The sequence below is a fragment of the Mesorhizobium amorphae genome (genome assembly GCF_014843845.1).
Classification (GTDB): Bacteria; Pseudomonadota; Alphaproteobacteria; order Rhizobiales; family Rhizobiaceae; genus Mesorhizobium; species Mesorhizobium amorphae_A.
In genome coordinates this window covers 25,938-50,713 of sequence record NZ_JHQS01000024.1, presented here as the reverse complement: position 1 = coordinate 50,713, position 24,776 = coordinate 25,938, and the positions used below count along the sequence as shown (strand labels likewise).

Genomic DNA, 24,776 nt, shown 5'->3' with positions numbered 1-24,776 from the left:
CTCAGCGCCGGCCAATGTGATCGGCCGCAGGACCGAGCGCGGCGAGCAGTTTCTCGCCGCTTTCGAGCGTCGCATTCTCGTGCGGCGCGCGCAGGTTCAGCCAGCGCCTGTCGCCGGAACGAACCGCCAGCACCGCCTTCATCGCCGGGATCAATCCTGCATCCTGGATCACCTTGCGAAACGCCTTGATCGCCGCATCCGCCTCGGCAAAATCCTTGCCGGCGCTCGCCGCATCGTAGACCGCCCGGATGGCAGCGGCATTGAGGTTGACCGTCGCCGAGATGCAGCCGGCCGCACCGCTGGCAAGGCCCTTGGTCAGCTGCGCTTCCGAACTCGGGAACACGGCGACCTCGCGTGCCGCGGCAATCACCGCCGCCGTGTTGTTCCAGTCGCCGGCGCTGTCCTTGTAGGCGACGACGGTGTCGGGGAACGCTTCGCTCAGTCGGGCCGTCAAAGCGGGACTCACCGGCACGCCGGAGTTCTGCGGGATGTGGTAGAGGATCATCCGCAGTGCCGGGTTCGCCACCTTCTCGATCAGTTCGCTGTAGTAGCGGGCCTGGCCGTTGTCGCCGGCGGCGGTGTAGAAGAAGGACGGCAGCACCATCACCCCGACGCAGCCGAGGCCGACCGCATGCGCCGACAGTTCGATGGTTTCAGGCAGCGCCGTGACGCCGGTGCCGGGCATCAGCCGTCCCGGCGAAATACCGGCCTCGACCAGCCATTCCAGCGCCTGCATGCGTTCGCGCAGCGAAATCGACAGCGCCTCGCCCGTGGTGCCGAAGGGCGACAGGAAATGCGCGCCCTGGTCCAGCACCCATTTGGCGTGGGACACCCAGAGGTCGCGGGCGATGCTGCCGTCATCTTCGAACGGCGTCAGGATCGGTGCGATGGTTCCTTGCGGGCGGGTCATGGATGTCCTCTGTGCGTGATGGTGTTCGGTGTCTGGCCACCGCCGCTGCCGTCCGGGCACTACCACGCCGGCCGCTGATGCATCTTGGTGATCACCGGAGGATCGTAGAGCAACACCGAGAGATCGGAGAAGAGGCTGTCCGGGTCGGTGAGCGACAGCACCACGTCGCGGATCGCGCCGGCGCGGCCCTGTCCGAGCACAGGTGCCGCGAACTCCATGTATTTGGCCTCGATTTCAGCATCTGTCAGTGGCGCTTCCGGTCCGCCGCGCGCATGGACGTCGCCCGACATCAGGACCCGCCCGTCGGTCGTGGTGACGACGACATCGGCCCAGCGGCCTGCCGGGAAGCGGGCGCTGTGCCGGTCTGATTCCGAGACCGTGATGCAGCCGAGCATCTCGGCCACGGCAGCGTCCTCGAGCCCGTTGCCGGAAATATGCTCCAGCCCGATGCGGCCATGCATGATGAAGGTCGCGACGGCGAAACGCAGGCTGTATTGCGCCTTCGACGTCGTGTCCGGCATGCCGTCGAACAGCGTCGCCGCATAGTGGAAGCTGTTGACCTGAATGTGCTTGATGTCGGCCGGCGACAGATGATGCGCCAGGCAAAGCCCCCGCGTCGCGTCGATGGCTGCATGCGCCCAGCGGCAGATCGGGTAAGGCTTCACATACTGGTGCAGCACCTGCCAGAAGGCGCCGAGATCCTGCCAGTGCGCCGCGACCTCGGGTGCCTCGACCGTGATCGCCGGCGCGCCGGTGAAGCCGCGCTCGGCCAGCACCGCGGCCGACAGGCCGGTCAAAGCGCCCATGCCGGAGCCGTCATGCAGCATCGTCGGCGTGGCGATCTCGCGCATCATCTGGCTGCGCGGGCCGTGATATTCGGCAATGCCAAGCGCCTCGCGCAGTTGGTCGTCGCCGAGCCGCCGCAGGCGTGCCGCCACGGCGGCCACGCCGAGCGCATTCCAGGCGCCTGAGGTGTGGTAGTCCGACACGGTCGCGTGCAGTGCGATGCCGGCCCGGCCGGCGACTTCGTAGCCGACCACCAGGGCCGCCAGTGCCTCCGGGCCGGTGAGGTCGGGACGCGACTCGGCAAGTGCTGCCAGCGCCGGCACCACCACCACGCCGATATGACCCTTGGTCGGGCTGTATCCGTCATGACCGTCGAGATTGTCGATCTGCGTCGCCGTCGCATAGGCAGCACCCGCAATGCTGACCCGGCGGCCATCGAAAAGCATGCGCGCCGAATGCTGTGGGTCGCTGGAGCCGTAGAGCAGGGTAGCGGCATCGCGGGCGATCCTGCCCGCTTCCATCGGGCCGGCGGCAATCGCAATGCCGATCGTGTCGAGCAGCAGGTAGCGCGCCTGTTCGAGCACGGCTGTCGGGAAAACCGAAGCCGGCCGCCGCAACACGAAGTCGGCCAGGCGAACGGCAATTTCGGCGCTCGCGTCAGGCCCTTCGCGCCGATGGGGCGACACTGCCACTTGCTCCACTCCCTCTGTCGTCACGACATCATTAATTTGGGTTCATCGTGCTTTCACGCAATTAGTTTGGCGGCTTTGGCCAAAAATATCTACGTCTCGTCGCTTGCACGCGATTGAACGGCGGCCCATCCGTGGGATACGTATCGCATGCACAGCGCAGGAGCTGCAGATGAAGCCACCGCCACCTTTGAACTATATCCGCTCCTTTGAGAGTTCGGCCCGTCATCTGAGCTTCACCTTGGCTGCCAAGGAGCTTGGCTACACGCAGGCCGCGGTCAGCACGCATGTCCGTTCGCTCGAGCACTATATCGGCCGGCAGCTGTTCATACGCTACCCGCGCAGCCTCAAGCTGACCGAGATGGGCGAGGCGTTCCTGCCGACACTGCGCCAGGCGCTGGATCAGATCGACCAGGCGACGGAGGCGATCGTCACCTCGTCGCGCAACCGCACCGTGGTCGTCTCCTGCCCGATGAGCCTGGCGGAGAACTGGCTGGCCGGCTGCATGGCCGCCTTCCGCAAGAAGCATCCCGAAATCGAGATCGTGCTGCATGGCACGATCTGGGAGGATCTCAGCGAACAGATCGCCGACATAACCATTTCGACGCGGCGTTTCGACGACCGGCCGCCGGCGGGCATCCCGCTCTGGAATGACGATCTGATTCTGCTCTGTGCGCCGGCACTGCTCGATGGCGAGCACGCGCTGAAGGCGCCGCAGGACATCCTCAAGGTCGATTGGATCTTCGTGCATGGCCGCCAGGAATACTGGCAGGTCGTCACGTCGGCGCTTGGCGTCGACATGGAGGAATACGACAAGGGCCTGACGACGAACGCATCCAACATCGCGCTCGAACTCGCCGCCATGGGGGCAGGGCTCGTCGCGACCCAGCGCTCGCTTGCCCATGCCTATCTGCGGCGCGGACTGCTCGTCGAACCGTTTCCGATCCGGCCGCCGAGCCCATGGAATTACTACCTCACCGAGAACCAGCTTTCGAAGGGAACCATCGCGCGCACGGTGCGGGAATGGATCCTTTCGCGCGCCCAGGAGGACAGCGCCTGAAGCTGTTGATTGCCGGGGATCGCCTCCGCACGAAAAAATTTGAGACGTCAATGGCATTGTTTTATTAGGCCTCAATAGCCGGTTTTCTGCGGTTTGCTCGGGCTTGAGCCCTTCCGGGATTTTTGCATCGCCTCTAACATTCTCCTCGCAATGGGGAATGTAACGGGCGGAAAGCCCAAACCGGAGAATCACAATGACGATTTTCAAGAGCAACGGTGACCGCGTCCCGGCCGTCATCGAAAGCTACGCAGAGGAAGTCAGAAGCGGCAGGATGGATCGCCGCGAATTTCTTGCCATGGCGAGCGCGATGGGCGCCTCCACGGCGCTTGCCTACTCGATGGCCGGTATCGCACCCGCCCGGGCCGCTGCCCCGGAGCCGGGCAAGAAGGGCGGCATCCTGAGGATGCAGATGATCATCAAGGATATGAAGGACCCGCGCCTGTGGGACTGGTCGGAAATGGCCAACGTGATGCGCCAGTGCAACGACTACATGATCCGCTACACCACCGACTTCACCTTCGAGGGTCATCTGCTCGAGAGCTGGGAGGTCAGCGACGACGCCACCGAGTACACGCTGCATGTGCGCAAGGGCGTGAAATGGTCGAACGGCGACGAGCTCAACGCCGACGACATCATCGTCAACATCGAGCGCTGGTGCGATAAGGCGGCCGAGGGCAACTCGATGGCCGGCCGCATGGCCACGCTGATCGACCCCGCCACCAAGAAGGCCATTGCCGGCGCCATCACCAAGGTCGACGACCATACGGTGAAGCTGAAATGCGGCCAGTCCGACGTCACCATCATTCCGGGCTTCGCCGACTATCCGGCGATCATCGTCCATCGCAACTTCGACAAGGATGGCGCGGACATGACGAAGACGCCCGGCACCGGCCCGTATGAGCTCATCTCGTACAAGGTCGGCGAGTCGGCCTCGGTCAGGCGGCGCAAGGACTTCACCTGGTTCGGCGGCGAAACCTATCTCGACGGTGTCGACTGGACCGACTACGGGGCGGACGCTTCGAACCCCGCCATCGGCAGCGCCTTCGAGGCCGGCGAGATCGACTGCAATTACCAGACGGTCGGCGGCACCGTGGACCTCTACGACAGCATGGGCCTGGTCAAGGAATCCGTCGTCACCGCCGGCACGATCGTGCTGCGCACCAATGTGACCAACAAACCGTATGACGACAAACGGGTGCGCAACGCCATCCAGCTCGCCGTCGACAACGAGACCGTGCTGAAGCTCGGCTACAGCGGCCTCGGCCAAGTCGCCGAAAACCACCATGTCTGCCCGATCCATCCGGAATATTATGAACTGCCGAAAGTGCCGCGCGACCTGGCCAAGGCCAAGGCGCTGATGACCGAGGCCGGCCAGATGGATCACGAGTTCGAGCTCATCTCCTACGATGCCGACTATGTGAAGGACCCGGCCGACGTCGTCGCCGCGCAGATGCGCGAGGCCGGCTTCAAGGTGAAGCGCACGATCATTCCGGGCACGTCCTTCTGGAACGACTGGACCAAATATCCGTGGTCGACCACCGAGTGGGGCATGCGTCCGCTTGGCGTGCAGGTGCTGGCGCTCGCCTATCGCAGCGGCGAAGCCTGGAACGAGTCCGCCTATGCCAATCCCGACTTCGACAAGAAGCTCAATGCGGCACTGGCCGTCGCCGATCCGGCCAACCGCAAGGAGCTGATGAAGGACGTCGAGTTTATCCTCCAGGACTCGGGCGTTCTCGTGCAGTCGTTCTGGCGTTCGCTCTACCGTCACCACGCCGCCTATGTGAAGAACCTCAAGATGCATCAGACCTTCGAACTGCAGCTGGACAAGGTCTGGCTCGACAAGGCGTAGCCGAGGGTGACAGCAATGGTCCAGGGACGGCCTCCAATCGCCCCTGGACTTTCGCCGGGCGACGGCACCAACCAATCAGGACAATCGCAAGGCGCTGGCCGCAGCGCTAAAAGACAGTCGCCGAACAAAGGGAAGAAATCTGGATATGCGTACTCATGCACAAGCCGTTGTCATTGGCGGCGGCCTGATCGGCTGCTCCATCCTCTATCATCTCGCCAAATTCGGCTGGTCAGACGTCGTGCTTTTGGAGCGCGACGAGCTGACGTCAGGGTCGACATGGCATGCGGCGGCCAACATTCACGGCCTGCATGATTCCACCAACATCAGCCGCCTGCAGCACTACACCATGGCCTTGTACAAGGAGCTGGAGACCGAGACCGGCCAGGGCTGCGGCATCTTCCAGCCGGGCTCGCTCTATCTCGCCCAGACCGAAGCGCGTGAGCATCAGCTGCGGCTCCAGGAAGCCAAGGCGCGCCGCTACAAGATGAATTTCTACGAGGTCGACCGGAACGAGGCCGAGCGGCTGCACCCGCTGGTCGATTTCGACGGCATTCGCTGCATCATGTACGAGCCGGAAGGCGGCAATGTCGACCCGTCCGGCGTGACGGCTGCCTATGCCGCGGGCGCGCGCCAGCGCGGCGCCGAGATCCATCGCTTCACGCCGGTCACCGCCACCGAGGCGCAGCCGGACGGCAGCTGGATCGTGCGCACGCCGAAGGGTGATATCCGCACGCAATGGGTGATCAACGCCGCCGGCCTGTGGGGCCGCGAGGTCGCCGCCATGGCCGGCCTGCAACTGCCGCTGATCCCCACCGAGCACCAGTATTTCGTCACCGAGACGATTCCCGAAATCGCCGCCATGGGCCGCCGGCTACCCTCGGTCGCCGACCGCGACGGCGAATATTACCTGCGCCAGGAAGGGCTCGGCCTGCTCATCGGCGCCTATGAGCGCAACATGAAGTTCTGGGCCGAGGAAGGAACGCCGCTCGATTTCGGCCACGAATTGTTTCCCGACGATCTCGACCGCATCGAGGACAACATGGTGCGCGCCATTGCCCGTGTTCCGGCGGCCGGCACGGCAGGCGTCAAGCGCGTCATCAACGGCCCGATGATCTGGTCGCCCGACAGCGCCGTGCTGTTCGGGCCGGCGCCGGAATTGCAGAACTACTTCTGCTGCAACGGCATCATTCCAGGCTTCTCGCAGTCGGGCGGCATGGGCAAGCTGGCGGCCGAGTGGATGATCGAGGGCGAGCCTTCGCTCGACATGTTCGCCTGGGACATGGCGCGCTTCGGCCATTGGGCCGGCAAGGCCTTCACCAAGGCCCGCGTGCAGGATCAGTACAGCCACCGCTTCAAGATCCATTTCCCCAACGAGGAACGCGCCGCCGGACGGCCGGTCCGCACCCGCCCTGCCTACGACATGCAAAAGCAGATGGGCGCCGTCTTCGGCCTCAATTTCGGCTGGGAGCATCCGCTCTGGTTCGCCGCAGAGGGCGAGCCGCGCGAGGAGACGATCGGCTTCACCCGCCAGAACTGGTGGGGACCGGTCGGCCGCGAGGCGCGCATGCTGCGCGAGCATGCGGGCATCATCGACGTTTCGAACTTCGCCAAATACGAGGTCAAGGGTCCGGGCGCGGAAGCCTGGCTCAACGCGCTGTTCGCCAACCGCATGCCGACGGAAATCGGCCGCTCCTGCCTGACGCCGCTGATCGGCAAGCGCGGCGGCATCGCCGGCGACTTCACCGTGACGAAGCTCGCCGATGACGAGTTCAGGGTCTTCGGTTCGGGCATGGCCGAACGCTTCCATCAAAGGTTCTTCAAGGCCGTCCCGCTGCCCGAAGGCACCACATTCCGCTCGCGCACCGAGGACCTTTGCGGCTTCAACGTCGCCGGCCCCAAGTCGCGCGAATTGCTGCAGCGGCTGACCAATGCCGATCTGTCGACGGAAGCGTTTCCCTTCATGCGCTCGCGCCAGATCACGGTCGGCGGCGTCGACGTGGTGGCGCTGCGGGTTTCGTTCACCGGCGACCTGGGCTGGGAGCTCTATTGCCCGGCCGCCAGCCAGGTCGAGCTCTACAGTGCCCTGCTCAAGGCCGGCAGCGAAGTCGGTGCCGGACCGGTTGGCTCGCGCGCCCTGATGTCGCTGCGCGTCGAAAAGGGTTATGGCAGCTGGAGCCGCGAATACTCGCCCGAATACTGGCCGCAGGAGGTCAAGTTCGACCGGCTTGTCAAAATGGACAAGGGCGAATTCCTCAACCGCGACGCCTACGCCGCCATCGCCGACAGGCCGGCGCGCGACGAGCTGATCATGTTGTCGATCGACGCCAAAGATGCCGACGCGACCGGCGGTGAGCCGATCTTCCTGCCGGACGGCACGCCGATCGGTCAGGTCTCGTCGGGCGCCTACGGCTACTTCGTCGAGCAGTCGCTGGCGCTCGGTTATGTCAAGGCCGGCTCGGCCAAGGCGGGCGACAAGGTGTCGGTGGCTATACTGGGAAGGCCGCATGAGGCGGTGCTATTGCGTGAGCCGCCCTTCGACCCCGAGGGCAAGCGGCTCAGGGCATAGGCCAGCGATCTTACGGTCGTTCGGCGGTCTCAAACCGCCGCACGATCCTCAGCCGCCGAACCGGTCCAGCCAATGCTGGGCAAGCTCGGAACGGCGGCAGATCCAGATGTCGGGATTGGCCTTGATCTTGTCGAGGAAGCGGGCCAGTCCGACCATGCGGCCCGGCCGTGCCGCCAGCCGGCAGTGCAGCGACACCGTCATCATGCGCGGTGTCGTCTCACCTTCCGCCACAAGCCAGTCGACCGCATCGCCGACATATTCGAAGAACTGGCTGCCGGTCTCCAGGCCCGAGCCGCGCGAGAACCGGCTGTCATTGTTGTCGAAGCTGTGCGGGACGACCAGATGCCGCTTGGAATCGACCTCGACGAAATAGGGCAGGTCGTCATTGTAGTCGTCGCAATCGAACAGGAAGCCGCCATGCTCCACCACCAGCCGGCGCGTGTTGAGGCTGGGCCGGCCGGTGTACCAGCCGAGCGGGCGGATGCCGGTGATCCGCTGCACGGCGTCCACCGTCATGGCGATGTGCTGCCGCTCTTCCGCTTCGCTCAGCGGCGCGTAGTCGATCCAGCGCCAGCCATGGCAGACGATGTCGCTGCCGAGCGCGGCGATCGCCTTGCCGGCGTCCGGATTGAGCTCCAGCGCCCGCCCGACCACGTAGAAGGTCGGAACAATGTCCTTGGCCTGGAATAGCGACAGCAGCCGCCAGACGCCGACGCGCGAGCCGTACTCGTAGAGCGATTCCATGTTGCGGTTGCGCAGGCCCGGCACCGCCGGTGACACGGCAAGGTCGGACAGGATCGCCTCGGAAACGCCGTCGCCTTCGCCGATGCTGTATTCGGCGCCTTCCTCGTAATTGACGACGATGTTGAGCGCCAGCTTGGCGCCGCCGGGCCATTCGGCCAAAGGTGGCTTGTCGCCATAGCCGACGAAGTCACGGGCGGGCAGATACGGCATGTCTCAACTCTCCCCTCGGATACGGCTATCCGCCGCGCATGTCGGTCAGGATGCGCAGCGCCCGGTCCATCATCTCCTGCGGGCCGACCGTTGCACGCAGACAGTCCGTGAGGCCGTAACCGCCGAGGCTGCGCACGATGAGATCGGCGCCGCGCAAGGCCTTCTCGGCGGCCTCCGCGGCGGCTGCGTCGGGGAAGCGGATCAGCACGAAATTCGTCCGGCTTTCGGGAACATCGTATCCCGCATCCCTCAGATCATCCGCGAACCGGTCGCGAATCCCGGCCGTGCGGGCCACCGTTTCGCGCATATAGGCCTGGTCCTCGACGGCGGCGACCGCCATTGCGAGGCTCGGCGTGGTGACCTGGTTCGAGTTCTGCATCTTGCGCACTTCGGCCGCCACCGCAGGCGGAAACAGCCCCCAGCCGACGCGCGCACCGGCCAGGCCATAGGCCTTGGAAAGCGTGCGCAGCACGACGGTATCGCCGCGCGCGACAAGCGCAAGGATGGGCCGCGGATCCTGGTCGTCGAACTCGCCATAGGCCTGGTCGATCACCAGCAGCACGTCGCCGCGCAAGGCGGCGCGCAAGCGCAGCAGTTCGGCATTGCGGATGCAGGTGCCGGTCGGATTGCCGGGATTGCAGACGAAGACGATCCGCGTTGCCGGCGTCACGGCAGCGAGAATGCTGTCGACGGAGACGGCGAAGTCCTGTTCCGCCGCCTTGACATAGGCCGCATCGGCGCGCGCCGCGGCGGAGGCCGCGAAATTATAGGCGTAGGCGGTGCCGAGCACCTCGTCGCCCGCTCCCGCGAACGCCGCCATGGTGCAACTGATCAGGTCCATCGAACCGGCGCCACACAGGATCAGGTCGCGCTCGACTCCATAGGCTTGCGCGATCGCCTCGCGCAGCGCCGTCCAGTCCGGGTCGGGATAGAGATGGCTGCGGGCAATCGCGTCCTGGCCGGCGGCGATCGCGCTCGGGCTGGGCGGAAAGGCGCTCTCGTTCTGGGCAAGGGTAGGCCGGTCGTAGCCGCCGAAATTCGCCAGCGCAAAGGCCGACATGGCCTCGATATGAGCGGCAGCCTTCAGAGGCATGGCGGGCCCATGGGAATTTTGCTGACGGTCATCTCGTGAACTACCCCTGCCGGACTGGCTCATCGGGCAGGCTACAATCCGCCGGCGCGTTCACAAGCAAAAACTAGCCGCGCAATGGCTCCGAAATTCTGGCCCTTATGGAGGCGCACCCGCTATGCGTCGCTCCAACGTCCACGCGCTGGCTCTCACCAGCGCTGATGCACATGCGGCTTGATGTCCTGGTCGTAGATGATCCGGATCTTGTCCATGACCGCGTCGGACAGCGGCGGCAGTGCCGCGGCCTCGGCGTTGGAGCGGGCCTGCGCCCGATTGCGTGCGCCGGGAATGACCACCGTCACCGCGTCGAACATCAAGATCCAGCGCAGCGCGAATTTGGCCATCGTCGTATCGTCGGAAACCAGCGGCCGGATGCGCTCCACCGCTGCCAGCCCGACCTCATAGGGCACGCCCGAGAAGGTCTCGCCGACATCGAAGGCTTCGCCGTTGCGGTTGAATTTTCGATGGTCGCTGTCCTCGAATCTGGTGTCGGCCTTGAACTTTCCCGACAACAGCCCGCTCGCCAGCGGCACGCGGGCGATGATGGCCACATCGTTCTTCTTCGCCAGCTCGAAGAACAATTCCGCCGGCCGCTGGCGGAAGGCATTGAAGATGATCTGCACGCTGGCGACGCCCGGATACTGCATCGCCTTCAGCGCCTCTTCGACGCGCTCGACGCTGACGCCGTAGTTGCGGATCTTGCCTTGCTCGACGAGGCGGTCGAGGCGCTCGAACACTTCCGGATGGTAGTAGAGGTCGGTCAGCGGGCAATGCAGCTGCACCAGATCGAGCCTGTCCACCTCGAGATAGCTGAGGCTGCGGTCGACCCAGTCCGTCAGGTTCTCCCGGGTGAAGCCTTCGACCGTCTGCTGCGGCAGCCGCTTGCCGGCCTTGGTGGCGATGAACGGCCGCTCGCCGCCGCGTTCCTTCATCACCCTGGCGATGAGCTTCTCGGAGCGGCCGTCGCCATAGACATCGGCGGTGTCGATGAAGGTGACGCCGGCATCGAGCGCCGCGTGCAGCGCGGCCACCGCGTCGCTGTCATTGACCTCGCCCCACGAGGCGCCGATCGCCCATGAGCCAAAGCCGATCTCGCTGACTTCGCGTCCGGTGCGCCCGAATTTCCGTGACTGCATACCCTGGTCCTCGTTCCGGTTTGTGTGGCTGGCGGCATCTTGCCCACGGCATGGCGACGATTGACATCCGCGCCGGGCCGATTTACCAGATTACAGGGTTGTATGACAACAGTGTAAGGCCGCAAAGCTTCGCGGAATTGTGCGACATGCCGCTGATGGGCGAACTCAATCCTGGCGGCGTGGCGGAAGCCACGACATGAGCAGCCAGTCAGTCCTGCCCGGCCTTGTCGCGCAGCGTCTCGAAGCGGGCATAGGTCTTGGTCAGATGACTGCGCATGGCACGGCGCGCGGCATTGACGTCCCTGGCCTCGATCGCGGCAAGGATGGCACGATGCTCGTGCTGCATGCGGGCCAGGTATTTTTCCCGCTCGGTATCGGTCATCCGGTCGAGGCGTGTCCACTGGCGCGGGATCATGGCGCTGCCGAACGTGTCGAACAGCCGCGTGAAATTGGCATTTTGGGTTGCGGCGAGGATGGCGCGGTGGAAGCCGAAATCCTCTTCCAGGCCGGCGCTGCCGGCGCGGACCGCGGCATCGAGCGCGTCGAGCCGGAAACTCATTTGCCGCAGCGCGTCGTCGCTGCGCCGTTCGGCGGCAAGGCCGGCCGCCTCCACCTCGATGCCCATGCGCAGTTCCAGCACGCGCAGCACCTCGTCGATCGATTCGAGATCGTCCGGCAGGATGGAAAAGGTCCTCGGCGGCGGATCCTTGGCGACGAAGGCGCCGAGGCCCTGGCGCGTGGTGATGAGCCCCCTGGCGCGCAGCGAGGCAAGCGCCTCGCGCACCACGGTGCGGCTGACGCCGGTCGCAGCGACGATCTCCTGCTCGGTCGGCAGCCTCTGGCCCGGCGCCAGGTCGCCGGATTCGATCTGCGCGATCAGCGTGTTGACCAGCCCGCTCCTCAGATTGGGCGCTTGCGGTATGGCGTCGAAAAGCCTGGTCTCGTTTTCCGCCATCGCGGCCGACAGCCCCCGGTCCGATTCTCTGGCGAAGGATTGCATCGACGGATGCTCGCCGCAAGGTGACGAAATGCGGACCTGCAGGCGCAGGACCATGGTTGGAGGATTGCATGAAGGAACGCATCGGCTTCATCGGACTGGGCAGCATGGGCGCCGGCATGGCCGCCAATCTGCTCGAAAAGGGCTGGCCGCTGACGGTCTGGGCCCATCGCAGCCGCGATGCAGTCGACCGGCTGATAGCGGCCGGCGCCACGGAGGCGGAAAGCCCTCGCAAGCTCGCCGAAGCCTGCGACGTCGTCATCCTGTGCGTCACCGGTTCGCGCGAGGTGGAAGCGCTGGTGAAGGGGACGGACGGGTTGGCCGCGGCCGCGGACGGACGAGCCGTCGCCGGCAAGCCGCTGCTCATTATCGACTGCTCGACCTCCAATCCATCCTCGACCACAGCGCTTGCCGCCGAACTCGCCCAGCAAGGCGCGACGCTGATCGACGCGCCATTGGCGCGCACGCCCAAGGAAGCGGCCGAGGGCAAGCTCGACGTCATGGTCGGCGGTTCGGCGGAGGCCGTGGCGTGGGCGCGGCCGGTGCTCGAAGCCTTCGCCGCGCGCATCGTGCACACCGGGCCGACCGGCAGCGGCCACACCATGAAGCTGCTCAACAATTTCGTCTCGATGGGCTATTCCGCCATCTATTCGGAGGCGCTGACGCTCGGCGTGAAGGCCGGGCTGACGCCGCAGGTCTTCAACAGCGTCATCTCCGGCAGCCGCATGGATTGCGGCTTCTACCAGGCCTTCTTCGACTTCGTCCTGAACCGCAACGAGAACGCGCAGCGCTTCGCCATCGTCAACGCGCTGAAGGACATGACCTATCTCGCGTCCTTCGCCCACGCCGGCGGTGTCGCCAACCCGATCGGCGCCGCGGTGCGCAACGGCTTCGCCACCGCGGTCGCCACCGGCCATGGCGAGAAGTTCGTGCCGGCGCTGTCGGATATTATCGCCGGCCTGAATGGGGTGTCGCTGGTTGAGGCGGCGGAGTGAAATCGCGTACGACGCTCCCGGCGCTGCCGTATGGGGATTAGCTGCGTGACGCCTTACGGGTAGGCAGATCAGCCTCGCCTGCAAGCGGCTGCTGGCGGACACTCGTCAATCCGTGTCAAACCGCAAGATCGGTCGAGCGCGACGTATCCGGGAGCGCCTATCTGGTGTTGCCACGGAGGAAGAGACGTTGAAGGCGGCACTTGAAAACTACCATGCCCGGATGCAGCGGGTGCTGGACCACATAGACCAGAATCTGGACGACGATCTGGGCCTGGAGGCGTTGAGCGGCGTCGCGGCGTTCTCGAAATACCATTTCCACCGGCAGTTCACCTCCACCTTCGGGGTGTCCGTGCATCGCTATGTCCAACTCGCCCGCCTGAAGCGCGCTTCGTACAGGCTTGCCGAGAGCGACGCCCAAAGCGTCACCGATATAGCGATGGATGCCGGTTACGACGCACCGGATGCCTTCGCCCGCGCCTTTCGGCAACGGTTCGGACAATCGCCTTCGTCGTTCCGGAAGTCTCCCGACTGGGGGTCGTGGCTTATGGCCTTCGGGCCCCTCGACAAAGCAAGGAACACGCTCATGCAGATAATCTTTGACCACGACGACGTGACGATCCGCGATGTGCCGCCCACGCCGGTGGCGATCATGGAGCATCGCGGAGACCGGGCAACGCTCCAGGACACCATCCAGCGGTTCATCGCCTGGCGCAAAGCCGTCGGTCTGTCGCCCGAGACGAGCCCGACCTTCAACGTCTTCCGTTCCGAAAGGGAGCCCGCGATCCCGGCCGACTACAGCATGGACCTTTGTGCCGGGACCGATCGGCCGATCGAGGCCAACGACGCGCAGATGAAGGCTGGCGTGATCCCCGGCGGACGCTGCGCGGTGCTGCGCTATCCCGGCAACACCAACAATCTCGAGCCCGCAGCACTTTACCTTTATCGTGAATGGCTTCCGGCCAGCGGCGAGGAAGCACGCGATTTTCCGATCTATTGCCAGCGACATCTGTCCCACTTCCCCGAGGGGCCGCTACGCGAAGTGGTCCTTGAACTCTTTCTGCCGCTGAAATAGCGCGGTGGGGATGCGGCCTGTCGCCGTCACCACCAGCCATAGTGTGTCGCTGGTTGAGTGAAATCGGATATGGAGAGGCGGCCTGTCGAAATCCGCAGGTGCGGAGGGTGATTTGGCGAGACGACTAATTCTCTAACCGGGCCGACACTCTCGCTCCCCGCGAAGGCACTGCCCTCCGATGTCCTCGGCGACGCAGTTGGATAGGATTTGGAGTGGAGGGAATTTCTGATGCAAAACGTGGCCGAGGCACCAAGCCGTTTTATCCTTCGGCAAACTCGACCAGTACTTCTCAAGTCCCAATCTCCGTGCCGTCTCCTCTTTAACGCAATCCTCTGACGGGCAGTACCTGGCACCTTTGAAAGCCAATAGCTCTACATTCGTCTTGTCAGGGGCGCATACTACGCGACCATCCAGGCAAGCCTTCCCCAACGCCGACTCAACGAAAAATCCAACAGTTCCATACGTCTGGAACCTGACTTCTCGCATATAATCTCTCATCAACCTTGCTCGTTCGGATGATTCGACGAGATTCCAGAAGGGTTGGAGCTTAACCTTCATCGTCGTTTCGTAAGTCAGGCACTTTCCCTTTTCGACCTCCTGTTCCGCCTTCACGAGCATCTTCGAGACCAGCGCGGTGCAATACCCCTCGGTGTCCAAGTCGGGAAAAGGCAACGCCTCCGCCGCATGGGCGAACGGTGCCGTCAGGAGAGCTGCCAGAAATATCAAGACCCGCATCGTGCCCATACTCATCTGCCCTTGAGCCGTTCCTCTTGCGCAGATGGCCTCTTGCGATGTGGTGAGATTGTAGAGATTGCACATGGTCGCACTCTGCCGTGAGAGCGCACCGGCGACCAGCCGAAAAATTCGGACGAACCAGCACCCAGGGCGAAAACCGCTATCCCCCAGCTTGCCCCCTCACAGCCTTCCGCAACCTCGAATGCCGCACCGGAGACGCCACCTCCTTCGTCGGCGCTGCAGCTTCCTCCGCCGCCTCCCCATCATGCAGCCCAACGCGCAGCGCAGCACCCGCCAGATGGTCGCGCATCGCCGCCTGCGCCTCTTCGGTATCGCCGGCGCGGATCGCTTTCAGGATGCGCTCGTGCTCGCCCAGCGTAATGCGGGCCATGTCGTCCGACTTCTGCTGGTTGCCGGCGGCGAGAATGCTTTCGCGCACGCGTTCGGACACGAAAACCAGGAACTGGCCCATGTAGCTGTTGCGCGTCGCCTCGGCGACGGTGCGGTGGAACTCGAGATCGCTGCGCAGCCAGGCGACACTGCCATAAGGTGCCGCACGCATGCCGGCCAGCGCCTCGCCCATTGCCGCGAGATCGGCATCGGTGCGCCGTCTGGCGGCGAGTGCGGCAGCCTGCACTTCGAGGATGCCGCGCAGCTCGAACAGGCTGCGGAAGGAGTCGGCCCGCTGCAGCGCTTCGTAGTCGATGGTCAGCACGGTCGGGTTGTTGGCATCGGTGACGAAGGCGCCGCGCCCCTGCTGCGACCAGATGCGGCCTTCCGAGCGCAGCCGCGCGATCGCCTCGCGCACCACGTTGCGGCTGACCCCGAATGTGGTCGCCAGCGCCTGCTCGGTCGGCAGCTGGTCGCCAGGTTTCAGCCGTCCCTGCGCGATCTCGCGCGAGATGGAACTCGCGACCAGAGTCGAGAGATGCGGACCACGATTGACCTTGTCGAGCTTCAGCGTCATCGCTCACCTATAGTCGAGGGAGGATTTGGACGCCAGAATGCGGCCATTGCTCAAGATGCGGCGTGGGTCGAATGCGTCCTTGATGCCGGCCGCAAGATCGAGCGCCACGGGATCGATGCGTTCGAGGAACGCCTTCTGCTTGACCCGGCCGATGCCGTGCTCGGCGCTGATCGAGCCGCCATAGCGGTCGACGATGGCAAAGATCTGCTCTTCCGCCTCTTCGAACAGATGCTCGACCGTCTCGGCTGCCATGCCTTCCGGCGGCACGACATTGAGGTGGATGTTGCCGTCGCCGACATGGCCATAGGTGACCGCGAGCGCGTCGGGGCGGGTCCGCTCCAGCGCCGCCAGCGCGTCGGTGACGAAATCGGCGAGTTTTGAGATCGGCACCGAGACGTCGGTGCGCAGATAGCGGCCGCCGCGGCCCTGGCGCTCGACCATGATCTCGCGGTAGAGCCACAGCCGCTCGCCCTGGGCGCGGCTCGACGCCATGACGCCATCCTCGACGAGATCGGCCGCGCCGGCCAGAAAATCCCGCAGCATGGCCTGGAGATCGACCAGCCCGCCGGAGGAAACCTCGACCAGGACGTAGACCGGGTAGGGCCTGGCGAGCGGATCGCCGAAATCCGGCCGGGCCTGCAGCGTGATCTCGATGCCGCCGCGCAGGATCAGCTCGAAGGCGGTCAAGAGGTCGCTGCAGTCGCGCCGCGCCCGCGCATAGAGCGCCATGGCGTCCTCGACCGAGCGCAGCCCGATCAACGCGGTTTCGACCTGGGTCGGCTTGGGATAGAGCTTCAGCGCCGCCGCGGTGACGATGCCGAGCGTGCCTTCGCTGCCGATGAAGACCTGCTTCAGATCATAGCCGCGATTGTCCTTGCGCAGCACCTTCAGCCCGTTCCACACCCGCCCGTCGGCCAGCACCACCTCCAGCCCAAGCACGAGGTCGCGGGTCATGCCGTAGCGCAGCACGTTGAAGCCGCCGGCATTGGTGGCGACGTTGCCGCCGATGCGGCAGCTTCCCTGCGCCCCGAAGGTGATCGGCAGCAGGCAGTCGTTCTCTTCCGCCGCGCGCTTGGCGTCCTCGAGAATGCAGCCGGCCTCGACCACCATGGCGAAATCGATCGGGCTGACCGAGCGGATCCTGTTCAGGCGCTCCAGCGAGATCACGACTTCGCCGCTGTCGGCCGCCACCGCCGCGCCGACGAGACCGGTCAGGCCGCCCTGTGGCACGACCGGGATGCGCTCCTCGTGGCAGCACCGCATCAGCGCCGACATCTCCTCGACCGAAGCCGGACGCGCCACCGCCAGCGGACGGCCGAAATGGTCTCCCGACCAGTCGCGGCTGTAACGCGCCAGTTCCTCGTCGGCGGTCAGCAGCCCGCCATTCGGCAGTACGCCGGCCAGCGTAGCGATCAGCGATGCGGGCTGCACGGCATTCATGACCTGGCTCTGCGACCCCTCGGAAAACGGCTGGACAACCATTGTACTTGTAGTGTTATCATACAACCCTGATTAAGAACATCAAGCAAAGCCATATCCCCATCGACCGCTTGATGCGGATGATCAGACAGACAAATCGCCGAATCCGGAGGACTTTCCCAATGAGCGACGCCGCAGGCCGCTTCCGCTACATGCACACCATGATCAGGGTTCTCGACCTCGACAAGTCGATTGCCTTCTACACCGAGGTTCTCGGCATGACATTGCTGCGCCGGGACGACTATCCCGGCGGCAAGTTCACCAATGCCTTTGTCGGCTACGGCCCGGAGGACAAGGAGGCCGTCGTCGAACTGACGCTGAACTGGGGCAGGGAAGAGCCCTATGAGATCGGCACCGGCTTCGGCCATCTGGCGCTCGGCGTCAACGACATCTACGCCGTCTGCGCCGAACTCGAGAAGCGCGGCGCCAAGATCCCGCGCAAGCCCGGCCCGATGCTGCATGGCACCACCCACATCGCCTTCGTCGAAGACCCCGACGGCTACAAGATCGAGCTGATCGGCCTCGACACGATGTAGTGACCTAGAGCAATTCCAGGAAAAGTGTGAAGCGGTCTTCCGTCCGGAATTGCGTAAAAACAAAGAGATAGAGCGGGTCGGCGTTTCCATGAAACGATGAACCGCTCTAGGCAAGCGGGGCCGCGTCGGCGTTGCGCCGTTGCGGCCCCGTCCTGTCCGCGCTTGCTTGGGAGGCGATGCGCAGGGCACTCTCACTTGATGACCGCGATCTTGCTGCGGTCGATGGTGATGGCGACGGCGGCGATGAGCACCGCGCCGAACACCATGTTTTCCAGGAAGATGTTGATGCCGACGAAGGTCATGCCGATGCGCACGATCGAGATGATCAGCGCGCCGACCGCCGTGCGGGCAACCCCGCCCAGCCCGCCGGTGATGGCCGTGCCGCCGACGATGACGGCGGCAATCGCTGGCAGCAGCAGCTGATTGGCGAGAACCGGCGAACCGCTCGACAGTCTGGCTGCCAGCACCACGCCGGCGATGGCCGCCATCATGCCGGACGCTGCGAAGGCGATGATCTTGGTGCGGTCGACATTGATGCCGGCGGCCCAGGCGGCCGGCTCGCCGGCGCCGACGGCGATCGCCTGGCGGCCGAAGCGCGTGTAGCGCAGCGCCAGAAAACTGACGATGCCGATCACCACCGAGATCAGCACAACCACCGGCACCCCGGCGACCGTCGCATTGATCCAGGCCGTGTTTTCGCGGCCCGCTTCCTCGATGGTGATGGCGCGGCCGTCGGAAACCCAGAGCGCGATGCCGGTCACTACGCCGCCCGTGGCCAGCGTCGCGACGAAGGACGGCACCCGCAGCTTGACATGGACGATACCGCTCAGCATCCCGAACGCTAGTCCGGACAGGATCGCCACCGGAAAGGCGGCGAGCCCGAGCGACGGCAGCAGCTGCGCCAGGATCACGCTGGCCAGCGAGGCGACGGCCTGGATCGACAGGTCGATGCCGCCGAGCAGGATGGCGAAGGTGACCCCGGTCGCCAGGATGAACAGCACCGCGGTGTTGGCGAACAGCAGCGCCGTCGTCTCGGCGGTCAGGAAACCGGGCGCCGCGATCTCGATGATCAGCAGCAGGGCGACAAGCAGCACCAGCGGTATGGCACCATGCGTCCATTTGCTGTCGAGGAAGGGCCTGAGCGAAAAGATCTCATTCATCGGCCGGCCTCACACCATCGCCCGCAGCAGATCGACCTGCTGCGGCTTGTTGCCGGGACTGGCGTCGAACCGCGCCGTGATCTCGCCGTCGCGCATCACCAGCACCTGATGCGACAGGCCGATCGTCTCTTCCAGCGTGTCGGAGATCAAAAGGATCGCGATGCCCTGCTCGCAGAGATCACGAACCAGCTCGTAGACCTCTTCCTTGGCGCCGACGTCGAGCCCGCGGGTCGGATGGTCGAGCACGAGGATGCGCGAGCCCGCCGTCATCCAGCGCGCCAGCACCACTTTCTGCTGGTTGCCGCCGCTGAGCTTGCGGCAGGCGGCATCGGGGCCGGGCGCCTTGATGCGCAGCCGCTTGATCCAGTCGGCGGCGAGCCGTCGCTCCTTGCCGTAGTCGATCGCGCCATGACGCATGACGCTCGACAGGTCGGCCAGCGAGATGTTCTCGGCGATCGACAGGAACATCACCAGCCCTTCCAGCCGCCGCTCGCGCGGCACATAGCCGATGCCCTTGCGCACGGCCGGCTCCGGCGAGCCGAAATGCACCGCCTCGCCGGCGATCTTCAATTCGCCGGCGTTGTGCTGAAGCAGCCCGCCGATCGTGCGGGTGACCTCCTCGCGGCCGGACCCAACGACACCGGCAATGCCGACGATCTCGCCGGCGCGGATCTTGAGATCGACGCCGCGATAGGCGCCGGCGGCACCCAGCCCCCTGGTTTCGACCCGTATCTCCTCGCGTGGCTGCTGCTGGCGGGCCTCGCGGTAATATTCGGCCTGCAGCCCGCGACCGACCATGATCTCGTGCAGTTCGGGCGCGGTGACGTCGGCGGTGCTGTGTTCGGCGACCACCGCGCCATCCTTCATCGTGTAGACGCGGTCGGAGATCGCCAGCACCTCGTCCAGCCGATGCGAGACGAAGACGAAGCTGGCGCGGGATTTGAGCGCGCGAACGCGCGCGAACAGCACCTCGATGTCGGCGCCGTTGAGCACGGAGGTCGGTTCGTCGAGCAGGATCAGCAACGGCCGCTCGACCATTTCCTCCAGCGTTAGCGCCTTGGCCAGCTCGACCATCTGGCGCGCCGCGAAGGTGAGCTCCGAGGTGCGCCGGGTGACGTCGATGTCGACGCCGATCTTGGCAAGCTGGCGGCGCGCCGCATTGTTCATGGCGCGCCAGTTGACGATGCCGAGACGCGTGAAGCGGTCTTCCTCGCCGAGATAGATGTTTTCGGCCACCGTGAGGTTGAGCACCAGCGATTGCTCCTGGAACACCATGCCGATGCCGTGTCGTGCGGCGTCACGCGCATTGCGCAGCTTGAGCTGCTCGCCATCGAGGGTCAGGCTGCCGCCGTCCGGCCGGTAGGTGCCGGCCAGCACCCGCATCAGCGTCGACTTGCCGGCGCCGTTCTCGCCGATCAGCCCGACCACTTCGTTCGGCCGAACCTCGATCGAGACATCGCGCAAGGCGTGCACGCCGGGAAAATTCTTGATGATGCCGGATGCCTTTAACATGGCGTTCACTTGACGATCTTGAGGCGGACGCGGTCGAGCGACAGCGCCACCGCGGCGATGATCATCAGCCCCTGCACCGTCTGCTGTATGTAGGGCGAGATGCCGAGCAGGATCATGCCGTTGGCAAGCACGGTGACGATCAGCACGCCGATCAGCGTGTTGACGACGCCGCCTTCACCGCCGGTCAGAGCCGTGCCGCCGACCACGACGGCGGTGACCGCGGCGAACAGCCTGCCGTCGCCGATGACGGCGTGCGACTGGCCGAGCTGGGCGGCGGCAAGCACGCCGGCAATGCCGAAGAAGAAGCCGGCCAGAGCGAAGGCAGAGATGCGCACGCGCGTGACATTGACGCCGGAGAGCTTGGCCACGTCCTCGTCGCCGCCGATTGCCAGGATGTGGCGGCCAAGCTTGGTGTAGTACTGGATGATGGCGGCGAGCAGGAATGCCCCGGCGGCGACCCAGACCGCCAGCGGCAGGCCGAGCAGACGGGCGAGCGCCAGCTCGCGGATCGAGGCGTCGTTCAGCCGGATCGCCGAGCCGCCGAGCATGTAGACCGAGAGCCCAAGGCCGATGAACCACATGCCGAGCGTGGCCATGAAGGAAGGAATCCGCAGCACGGTCTGCACCAGGCCGCTGACAAGCCCCATGGCGGTGCCGGCCGCGATTGCCGCCAGCACCGCCAGCCAGCCATTGTCGTTGCCGTTGCTGTCATTGGCGGCGAGCAGCACCACCACCATCGCCGCCACCGACAGCGTGCCTTCGACCGAAAGGTCGATGCTGCCCATCAGGATGATGAAGGTCAGCCCCATCGCCAGCGTCAGCGGCACGGCCGCGGAATTGGCGACGCGCACGAGATTGCGCAGTTCGATGAAATTGGGGTTGGCGATAGAGATCAGCACGCACAATGCAATCAGCACCGCCAGCGGTGCCAGGCTGCGCCAGCGCCTGCCGCCGAACAGGGCGGCGATACGGCCGGGGAGGAGTGTCATAAGCGTTGTCCGCTCGATGTCCGAAACGGACTTCAGGGGTTCTGTATCGATTGTCAAGAAACCGCTTCCCATCTGCAGAACGGCAGTCGCCGGGCAACGCACGACGTCTGCGAAAAGGGAGCGGGCGGCCGCCAGGGAGTAAGCGGGCCCGCTCCAGTGGGTCAGGTGCGGATCGCTCCGGTCACCCGACCCCACAGATCGTTCCAGTCCACTGTCGGCTGCGCCTCGACATTGGTCTTGTAGTATTCCTCGACATTGTCGTGCGAAATCAGCACCGCCTTGCCGTAGAATTCGCGATGCTCCGGCGGTTCCTTGGTGGGGTCGAACTTGCCGATCTTGGCGTTGTAGCCGATCGCCAGGCCCATGCCGCCCTGCCAGAACGGATCCGAGGTCACGGTGCAGGCGAACTCGCCCGTGCGCACCGCGTCGACCGCCGTCTTGATGCCGTCGACGCCGACGATCGGCACCTTGCCGGCGAGATTTTCGGCGCGCAGCGCTTCGAGTGCGCCGGAGCCCATGTCGTCATTGGCGGCCCAGATGCCCTTGATGTCGTCACCGAAGCGGGTGAGCAGATTGCCCATCAGGTCGAAGGCTTCGGTCGATTTCCAGTTGGCGACCTGGAAGTCGAGCAGCTTGATGTCGGGATTGGCGGCAAGTGCGGCGTCGAGGCCCTTCTTGCGTTCGATCGCCGCGGTGGTCGAGATCAGGCCACCGAGCGCGACGATGCCGCCCTTGCCGCCGATCGTCTTGAACAGGATCTCGGCGATGGTCTTGCCGCTCGAGATGCCGTCGAACTCGATGTGGGAGACATAGGTCGGATTGAAGTCCTTCGGGTGCAGGTCCGGCGGCTTGTTCCACTGCGTCACGACATAGGCGCCCGCCTTGGCGCAGGCCTCGACGATCGGCCGCGCATCCGGCGTGTCGTTGGGGTCGGAATTGAGCACCATGTTGCCGCCGGTCTTGGCCAGCATGGCCTTGATGTCGGCGATGCCCTTCTCGCTGTTGCCTTCCGAGACCAGCGTCACGTGCTCGAGCCCGACAGCCTTGGCGTAGGCCTCGGCGCCGGTCTTCCAGACGGCATGGTAGGGGTTGGATAGCGAGCGGATCGACGTCACCAGCGTCGGCTTGTCCTGCGCGCGCAAGACCCTCGGCATCGCGACGGCCGCCAGGCCGGCGGTGGCGCCCATCATCAGCGTCCGGCGGCTGACCATGCCGGAACGTGCGGAAATTGTCCTGTCCTTCATTTCGAACCTCCCAGTTGAAATCGGTGTTTTTCCGATCGGCGACATGCGCGGGGAGCGCTGGGCTCTTCGGCAGGGGTTGCCAAGTTCCTCCACTTGTACGACAACCCTTCAACACGGCAACCATACCCTTTCTCTTGACGCGGCACAAGGGACTTGAGATCGTCGGGCGCGCCAGGGCCGGAAGCAACGGGAGGAAAAATGCCGGACTATATCATCGTCGGCGGCGGCTCGGCCGGCTGCGTTCTTGCCGCAAGGCTGAGCGAGGATCCGGACCTGTCGGTCGTCCTGCTGGAGGCCGGCCCGCCCGACACCGACCGCTACATCCATTTGCCCGTAGGCTTCTTCAAGATGACGTCCGGCCCACTGATCTGGGGCTACGAGACGGCACCCGGCAGGATGATCGATGGGCGCACCATGGTCTATCCGCAGGCGCGTGTTCTGGGTGGCGGTTCCTCGATCAACGCCCAGGTGTTCACCCGCGGCTGTCCGCAGGACTATGACGGATGGGCGGCCGACGACGGCTGTGCCGGGTGGAGCTACGCCGAGGTGCTGCCGTATTTCCGGCGCTCCGAGGGCAACGACACCTTCGCCGGCCCGCAGCACGGCATCGAGGGACCGCTCGGCGTCTCCAGCGGCGCGCCGCATCCGCTGACGCGTGTCTTCGTCAGGGCGGCGCAAGAAGCCGGCCTGCCGTTCAGGGCCGACTTCAACGCCGGCGAACAGGAAGGCGCCGGCTTCTATCAGACGACGACGCGCAACGGTAAGCGCTCAAGCACGGCCGTCGCCTATCTCAAGCCCGCGCTTGGCCGCAAGAACCTGACGCTGCGCACCGACGCCACGGTCAGCCGCATCGTCGTCGAGAACGAGCGCGCAATCGGCGTCGAGATCATCGTCAACGGCCGCACCGAACTGCTGCGCGCCGGGCGCGAGGTGATCGTCACCGCCGGCGCCATCGGCTCGCCCAAGCTCTTGATGCTCTCCGGCATCGGCCCGGCCGCCCATCTCGGCCGGCATGGCATCAAGGTCGGCCACGACCTGCCCGGCGTCGGGCAAAACCTGCATGACCATATGGATGTCGACGTCGTCGCCGAGCTCAACGGTCCGCACGGCATCGACCGCTACAAGAAGAAGCGCTGGCAGGCGGTCGCCGGCCTCGAATACGCGCTGTTTGGCAAGGGGCCGGTGGCGTCCAACATTGTCGAGGCCGGCGCCTTCTGGTGGGGCGACCGCACCGAAAAGACCCCCGACATCCAGTTCCATTTCCTGCCCGGCGCCGGCGTCGAGGAGGGCATCGGCTCGGTCCCCGGCGGCAATGGCTGCACGCTGAATTCTTACCATGTGCGGCCGCGCTCGCGCGGCAGCGTCACGCTGAGATCGGCGGACCTGCGTGAGCCGCCGGTCATCGATCCCAACCCGTTCGCCGAGCGCTACGATCTCGAGCGCGCCGTCGAGGGCATCGAGATCAGCCGCGAGATCCTGTCGCAGCCGGCTTTTGCGCCCTTCATCCGGCGCGAACACCTGCCGGGGGCGGGGACCAATGGGCGCGCCGCGTTGGAAACCTTCGCCCGGGAGCACGGGCGTAGCGCCTACCATCCGGTCGGCACCTGCCGGATGGGCGGCGATGCGAAAAGCGTCGTCGATCCCGAGCTTCGCGTGCGTGGCCTGCAGGGCCTGCGCGTCTGCGACAGTTCGGTGATGCCGCGCATCGTTTCCTCGAACACCAACGCCGCCGTCATCATGATCGCCGAAAAGGCGGCGGATCTGATCGCCGGGCGCACGACAGCCGCCATGGCTTCGCCATCACGGGAGTCTCACTCGCCCCGAACCAGGGAGCGGGATGGAAAGCCTGTGCCGGCCGCTCACTGAAACGCTCCGGCGGTGCAGGCAGAGCGCCTGCGCGCCGCGGAAAACGCTCAAGCCGGCGATCGAATCCGGGGCGCCGTCAGGTCGACGCTCCCAGCGATTGCCTTTGTTCGAATGAAGGTCTTCACTTAGGCTGAGCCCACGCGAA

At 65.2% G+C, this 24,776-nt stretch carries 21 protein-coding genes; 8 read left to right on the top strand and 13 right to left on the bottom strand.

The annotated features are described in order from the left end of the window. Nucleotide 1: 1 nt before the first annotated feature. Both DH08_RS13190 and DH08_RS13185 read right to left on the bottom strand, forming a co-directional pair. Nucleotides 2-910: a dihydrodipicolinate synthase family protein gene (locus DH08_RS13190; protein WP_192179713.1), complete on the bottom strand. Its 909-nt coding sequence runs from the start codon at nucleotides 908-910 to the stop codon at nucleotides 2-4. A gap of 59 nt (nucleotides 911-969) precedes the next feature. Next, on the bottom strand, nucleotides 970-2,388 hold the full coding sequence (locus tag DH08_RS13185) for an MmgE/PrpD family protein (RefSeq protein WP_345892385.1): 1,419 nt from the start codon (nucleotides 2,386-2,388) through the stop codon (nucleotides 970-972). Nucleotides 2,389-2,557: 169 nt separating this feature from the next. Between DH08_RS13185 and DH08_RS13180 the strand changes: the two genes are divergently transcribed. From DH08_RS13180 to DH08_RS13170, 3 genes are all read left to right on the top strand, one after another. Then, nucleotides 2,558-3,445 carry a LysR substrate-binding domain-containing protein gene (locus tag DH08_RS13180; protein WP_192179712.1) on the top strand — a complete coding sequence of 296 codons (888 nt, stop codon included), beginning with the start codon at nucleotides 2,558-2,560 and terminating at the stop codon, nucleotides 3,443-3,445. A gap of 193 nt (nucleotides 3,446-3,638) precedes the next feature. After that, entirely contained in the window at nucleotides 3,639-5,294 is a 1,656-nt protein-coding gene (locus tag DH08_RS13175; protein ID WP_192179711.1) for an ABC transporter substrate-binding protein, read from the top strand. 145 nt (nucleotides 5,295-5,439) lie between these two features. Continuing rightward, the gene (locus DH08_RS13170) at nucleotides 5,440-7,860 is read left to right on the top strand and encodes a GcvT family protein (RefSeq protein WP_192179710.1); all 2,421 of its coding nucleotides are present in this window, start codon (nucleotides 5,440-5,442) and stop codon (nucleotides 7,858-7,860) included. Between the two features lie 48 nt (nucleotides 7,861-7,908). On the opposite strand, the gene DH08_RS13165 is transcribed toward DH08_RS13170, so the two are convergent. From DH08_RS13165 to DH08_RS13155, 3 genes are all read right to left on the bottom strand, one after another. Next, nucleotides 7,909-8,814 carry an allantoinase PuuE gene (locus DH08_RS13165; RefSeq protein WP_192179709.1) on the bottom strand — a complete coding sequence of 302 codons (906 nt, stop codon included), beginning with the start codon at nucleotides 8,812-8,814 and terminating at the stop codon, nucleotides 7,909-7,911. A 25-nt stretch (nucleotides 8,815-8,839) separates the two neighbouring features. Then, entirely contained in the window at nucleotides 8,840-9,907 is a 1,068-nt protein-coding gene (locus DH08_RS13160) for a pyridoxal phosphate-dependent aminotransferase (RefSeq protein ID WP_246800814.1), read from the bottom strand. A gap of 185 nt (nucleotides 9,908-10,092) precedes the next feature. Continuing rightward, entirely contained in the window at nucleotides 10,093-11,079 is a 987-nt protein-coding gene (locus DH08_RS13155) for an aldo/keto reductase (protein ID WP_192179708.1), read from the bottom strand. A gap of 50 nt (nucleotides 11,080-11,129) precedes the next feature. On the opposite strand from DH08_RS13155, the gene DH08_RS13150 reads away from it, so the two are divergent. Further along, entirely contained in the window at nucleotides 11,130-11,279 is a 150-nt protein-coding gene (locus DH08_RS13150; RefSeq protein WP_192179707.1) for a hypothetical protein, read from the top strand. 8 nt (nucleotides 11,280-11,287) lie between these two features. Here DH08_RS13150 and DH08_RS13145 read toward each other — a convergent pair whose 3' ends face one another. Continuing rightward, nucleotides 11,288-12,034 (bottom strand): FadR/GntR family transcriptional regulator, encoded by a 747-nt coding sequence (locus tag DH08_RS13145; RefSeq protein ID WP_192179863.1) that lies wholly within the window; start codon nucleotides 12,032-12,034, stop codon nucleotides 11,288-11,290. Between the two features lie 113 nt (nucleotides 12,035-12,147). Between DH08_RS13145 and DH08_RS13140 the strand changes: the two genes are divergently transcribed. Then, entirely contained in the window at nucleotides 12,148-13,071 is a 924-nt protein-coding gene (locus DH08_RS13140; protein WP_192179706.1) for an NAD(P)-dependent oxidoreductase, read from the top strand. A 187-nt stretch (nucleotides 13,072-13,258) separates the two neighbouring features. After that, complete coding sequence (locus DH08_RS13135; protein WP_192179705.1) at nucleotides 13,259-14,143, top strand: AraC family transcriptional regulator; 885 nt, start codon at nucleotides 13,259-13,261, stop codon at nucleotides 14,141-14,143. A gap of 132 nt (nucleotides 14,144-14,275) precedes the next feature. On the opposite strand, the gene DH08_RS13130 is transcribed toward DH08_RS13135, so the two are convergent. From DH08_RS13130 to DH08_RS13120, 3 genes are all read right to left on the bottom strand, one after another. After that, nucleotides 14,276-14,962: a hypothetical protein gene (locus DH08_RS13130; protein ID WP_210328718.1), complete on the bottom strand. Its 687-nt coding sequence runs from the start codon at nucleotides 14,960-14,962 to the stop codon at nucleotides 14,276-14,278. 76 nt (nucleotides 14,963-15,038) lie between these two features. Beyond that, nucleotides 15,039-15,845: a FadR/GntR family transcriptional regulator gene (locus tag DH08_RS13125; protein ID WP_192179703.1), complete on the bottom strand. Its 807-nt coding sequence runs from the start codon at nucleotides 15,843-15,845 to the stop codon at nucleotides 15,039-15,041. A 3-nt stretch (nucleotides 15,846-15,848) separates the two neighbouring features. Next, the gene (locus DH08_RS13120; RefSeq protein ID WP_192179702.1) at nucleotides 15,849-17,285 is read right to left on the bottom strand and encodes an FAD-binding oxidoreductase; all 1,437 of its coding nucleotides are present in this window, start codon (nucleotides 17,283-17,285) and stop codon (nucleotides 15,849-15,851) included. A gap of 161 nt (nucleotides 17,286-17,446) precedes the next feature. Between DH08_RS13120 and gloA the strand changes: the two genes are divergently transcribed. After that, entirely contained in the window at nucleotides 17,447-17,860 is a 414-nt protein-coding gene (gloA, locus tag DH08_RS13115) for a lactoylglutathione lyase (protein WP_006204247.1), read from the top strand. A gap of 191 nt (nucleotides 17,861-18,051) precedes the next feature. Here the strand turns inward: gloA and DH08_RS13110 are convergent, their stop codons facing one another. The 4 genes from DH08_RS13110 to DH08_RS13095 all read right to left on the bottom strand — a co-directional run bounded on the left by DH08_RS13110 (nucleotide 18,052) and on the right by DH08_RS13095 (nucleotide 22,765). Continuing rightward, nucleotides 18,052-19,020 carry an ABC transporter permease gene (locus DH08_RS13110; RefSeq protein WP_192179701.1) on the bottom strand — a complete coding sequence of 323 codons (969 nt, stop codon included), beginning with the start codon at nucleotides 19,018-19,020 and terminating at the stop codon, nucleotides 18,052-18,054. A 9-nt stretch (nucleotides 19,021-19,029) separates the two neighbouring features. Then, a complete protein-coding gene (locus tag DH08_RS13105) occupies nucleotides 19,030-20,532 on the bottom strand; it encodes a sugar ABC transporter ATP-binding protein (protein WP_192179862.1) in 1,503 nt (500 codons plus the stop codon). 5 nt (nucleotides 20,533-20,537) lie between these two features. Next, a complete protein-coding gene (locus DH08_RS13100) occupies nucleotides 20,538-21,521 on the bottom strand; it encodes an ABC transporter permease (protein WP_192179700.1) in 984 nt (327 codons plus the stop codon). Nucleotides 21,522-21,682: 161 nt separating this feature from the next. Continuing rightward, nucleotides 21,683-22,765: a sugar ABC transporter substrate-binding protein gene (locus tag DH08_RS13095; protein WP_192179699.1), complete on the bottom strand. Its 1,083-nt coding sequence runs from the start codon at nucleotides 22,763-22,765 to the stop codon at nucleotides 21,683-21,685. A gap of 198 nt (nucleotides 22,766-22,963) precedes the next feature. Between DH08_RS13095 and DH08_RS13090 the strand changes: the two genes are divergently transcribed. After that, a complete protein-coding gene (locus tag DH08_RS13090; RefSeq protein ID WP_192179698.1) occupies nucleotides 22,964-24,631 on the top strand; it encodes a GMC family oxidoreductase in 1,668 nt (555 codons plus the stop codon). Nucleotides 24,632-24,776 lie beyond the last annotated feature (145 nt).

What these genes read in the sequence shown, in the direction of transcription:
- DH08_RS13105 (WP_192179862.1), bottom strand. Translation starts at nt 20,532, where the DNA reads ATGTTAAAGGCATCCGGCATCATCAAGAATTTTCCCGGCGTGCACGCC.
- DH08_RS13160 (WP_246800814.1), bottom strand. Translation starts at nt 9,907, where the DNA reads ATGCCTCTGAAGGCTGCCGCTCATATCGAGGCCATGTCGGCCTTTGCG.
- DH08_RS13095 (WP_192179699.1), bottom strand. Translation starts at nt 22,765, where the DNA reads ATGAAGGACAGGACAATTTCCGCACGTTCCGGCATGGTCAGCCGCCGG.
- DH08_RS13125 (WP_192179703.1), bottom strand. Translation starts at nt 15,845, where the DNA reads ATGACGCTGAAGCTCGACAAGGTCAATCGTGGTCCGCATCTCTCGACT.
- DH08_RS13165 (WP_192179709.1), bottom strand. Translation starts at nt 8,814, where the DNA reads ATGCCGTATCTGCCCGCCCGTGACTTCGTCGGCTATGGCGACAAGCCA.
- DH08_RS13130 (WP_210328718.1), bottom strand. Translation starts at nt 14,962, where the DNA reads ATGTGCAATCTCTACAATCTCACCACATCGCAAGAGGCCATCTGCGCA.
- DH08_RS13155 (WP_192179708.1), bottom strand. Translation starts at nt 11,079, where the DNA reads ATGCAGTCACGGAAATTCGGGCGCACCGGACGCGAAGTCAGCGAGATC.
- DH08_RS13175 (WP_192179711.1), top strand. Translation starts at nt 3,639, where the DNA reads ATGACGATTTTCAAGAGCAACGGTGACCGCGTCCCGGCCGTCATCGAA.
- DH08_RS13100 (WP_192179700.1), bottom strand. Translation starts at nt 21,521, where the DNA reads ATGACACTCCTCCCCGGCCGTATCGCCGCCCTGTTCGGCGGCAGGCGC.
- DH08_RS13090 (WP_192179698.1), top strand. Translation starts at nt 22,964, where the DNA reads ATGCCGGACTATATCATCGTCGGCGGCGGCTCGGCCGGCTGCGTTCTT.
- DH08_RS13190 (WP_192179713.1), bottom strand. Translation starts at nt 910, where the DNA reads ATGACCCGCCCGCAAGGAACCATCGCACCGATCCTGACGCCGTTCGAA.
- DH08_RS13145 (WP_192179863.1), bottom strand. Translation starts at nt 12,034, where the DNA reads ATGGCGGAAAACGAGACCAGGCTTTTCGACGCCATACCGCAAGCGCCC.
- DH08_RS13140 (WP_192179706.1), top strand. Translation starts at nt 12,148, where the DNA reads ATGAAGGAACGCATCGGCTTCATCGGACTGGGCAGCATGGGCGCCGGC.
- DH08_RS13150 (WP_192179707.1), top strand. Translation starts at nt 11,130, where the DNA reads ATGGCGACGATTGACATCCGCGCCGGGCCGATTTACCAGATTACAGGG.
- DH08_RS13110 (WP_192179701.1), bottom strand. Translation starts at nt 19,020, where the DNA reads ATGAATGAGATCTTTTCGCTCAGGCCCTTCCTCGACAGCAAATGGACG.
- gloA (WP_006204247.1), top strand. Translation starts at nt 17,447, where the DNA reads ATGAGCGACGCCGCAGGCCGCTTCCGCTACATGCACACCATGATCAGG.
- DH08_RS13170 (WP_192179710.1), top strand. Translation starts at nt 5,440, where the DNA reads ATGCGTACTCATGCACAAGCCGTTGTCATTGGCGGCGGCCTGATCGGC.
- DH08_RS13120 (WP_192179702.1), bottom strand. Translation starts at nt 17,285, where the DNA reads ATGAATGCCGTGCAGCCCGCATCGCTGATCGCTACGCTGGCCGGCGTA.
- DH08_RS13180 (WP_192179712.1), top strand. Translation starts at nt 2,558, where the DNA reads ATGAAGCCACCGCCACCTTTGAACTATATCCGCTCCTTTGAGAGTTCG.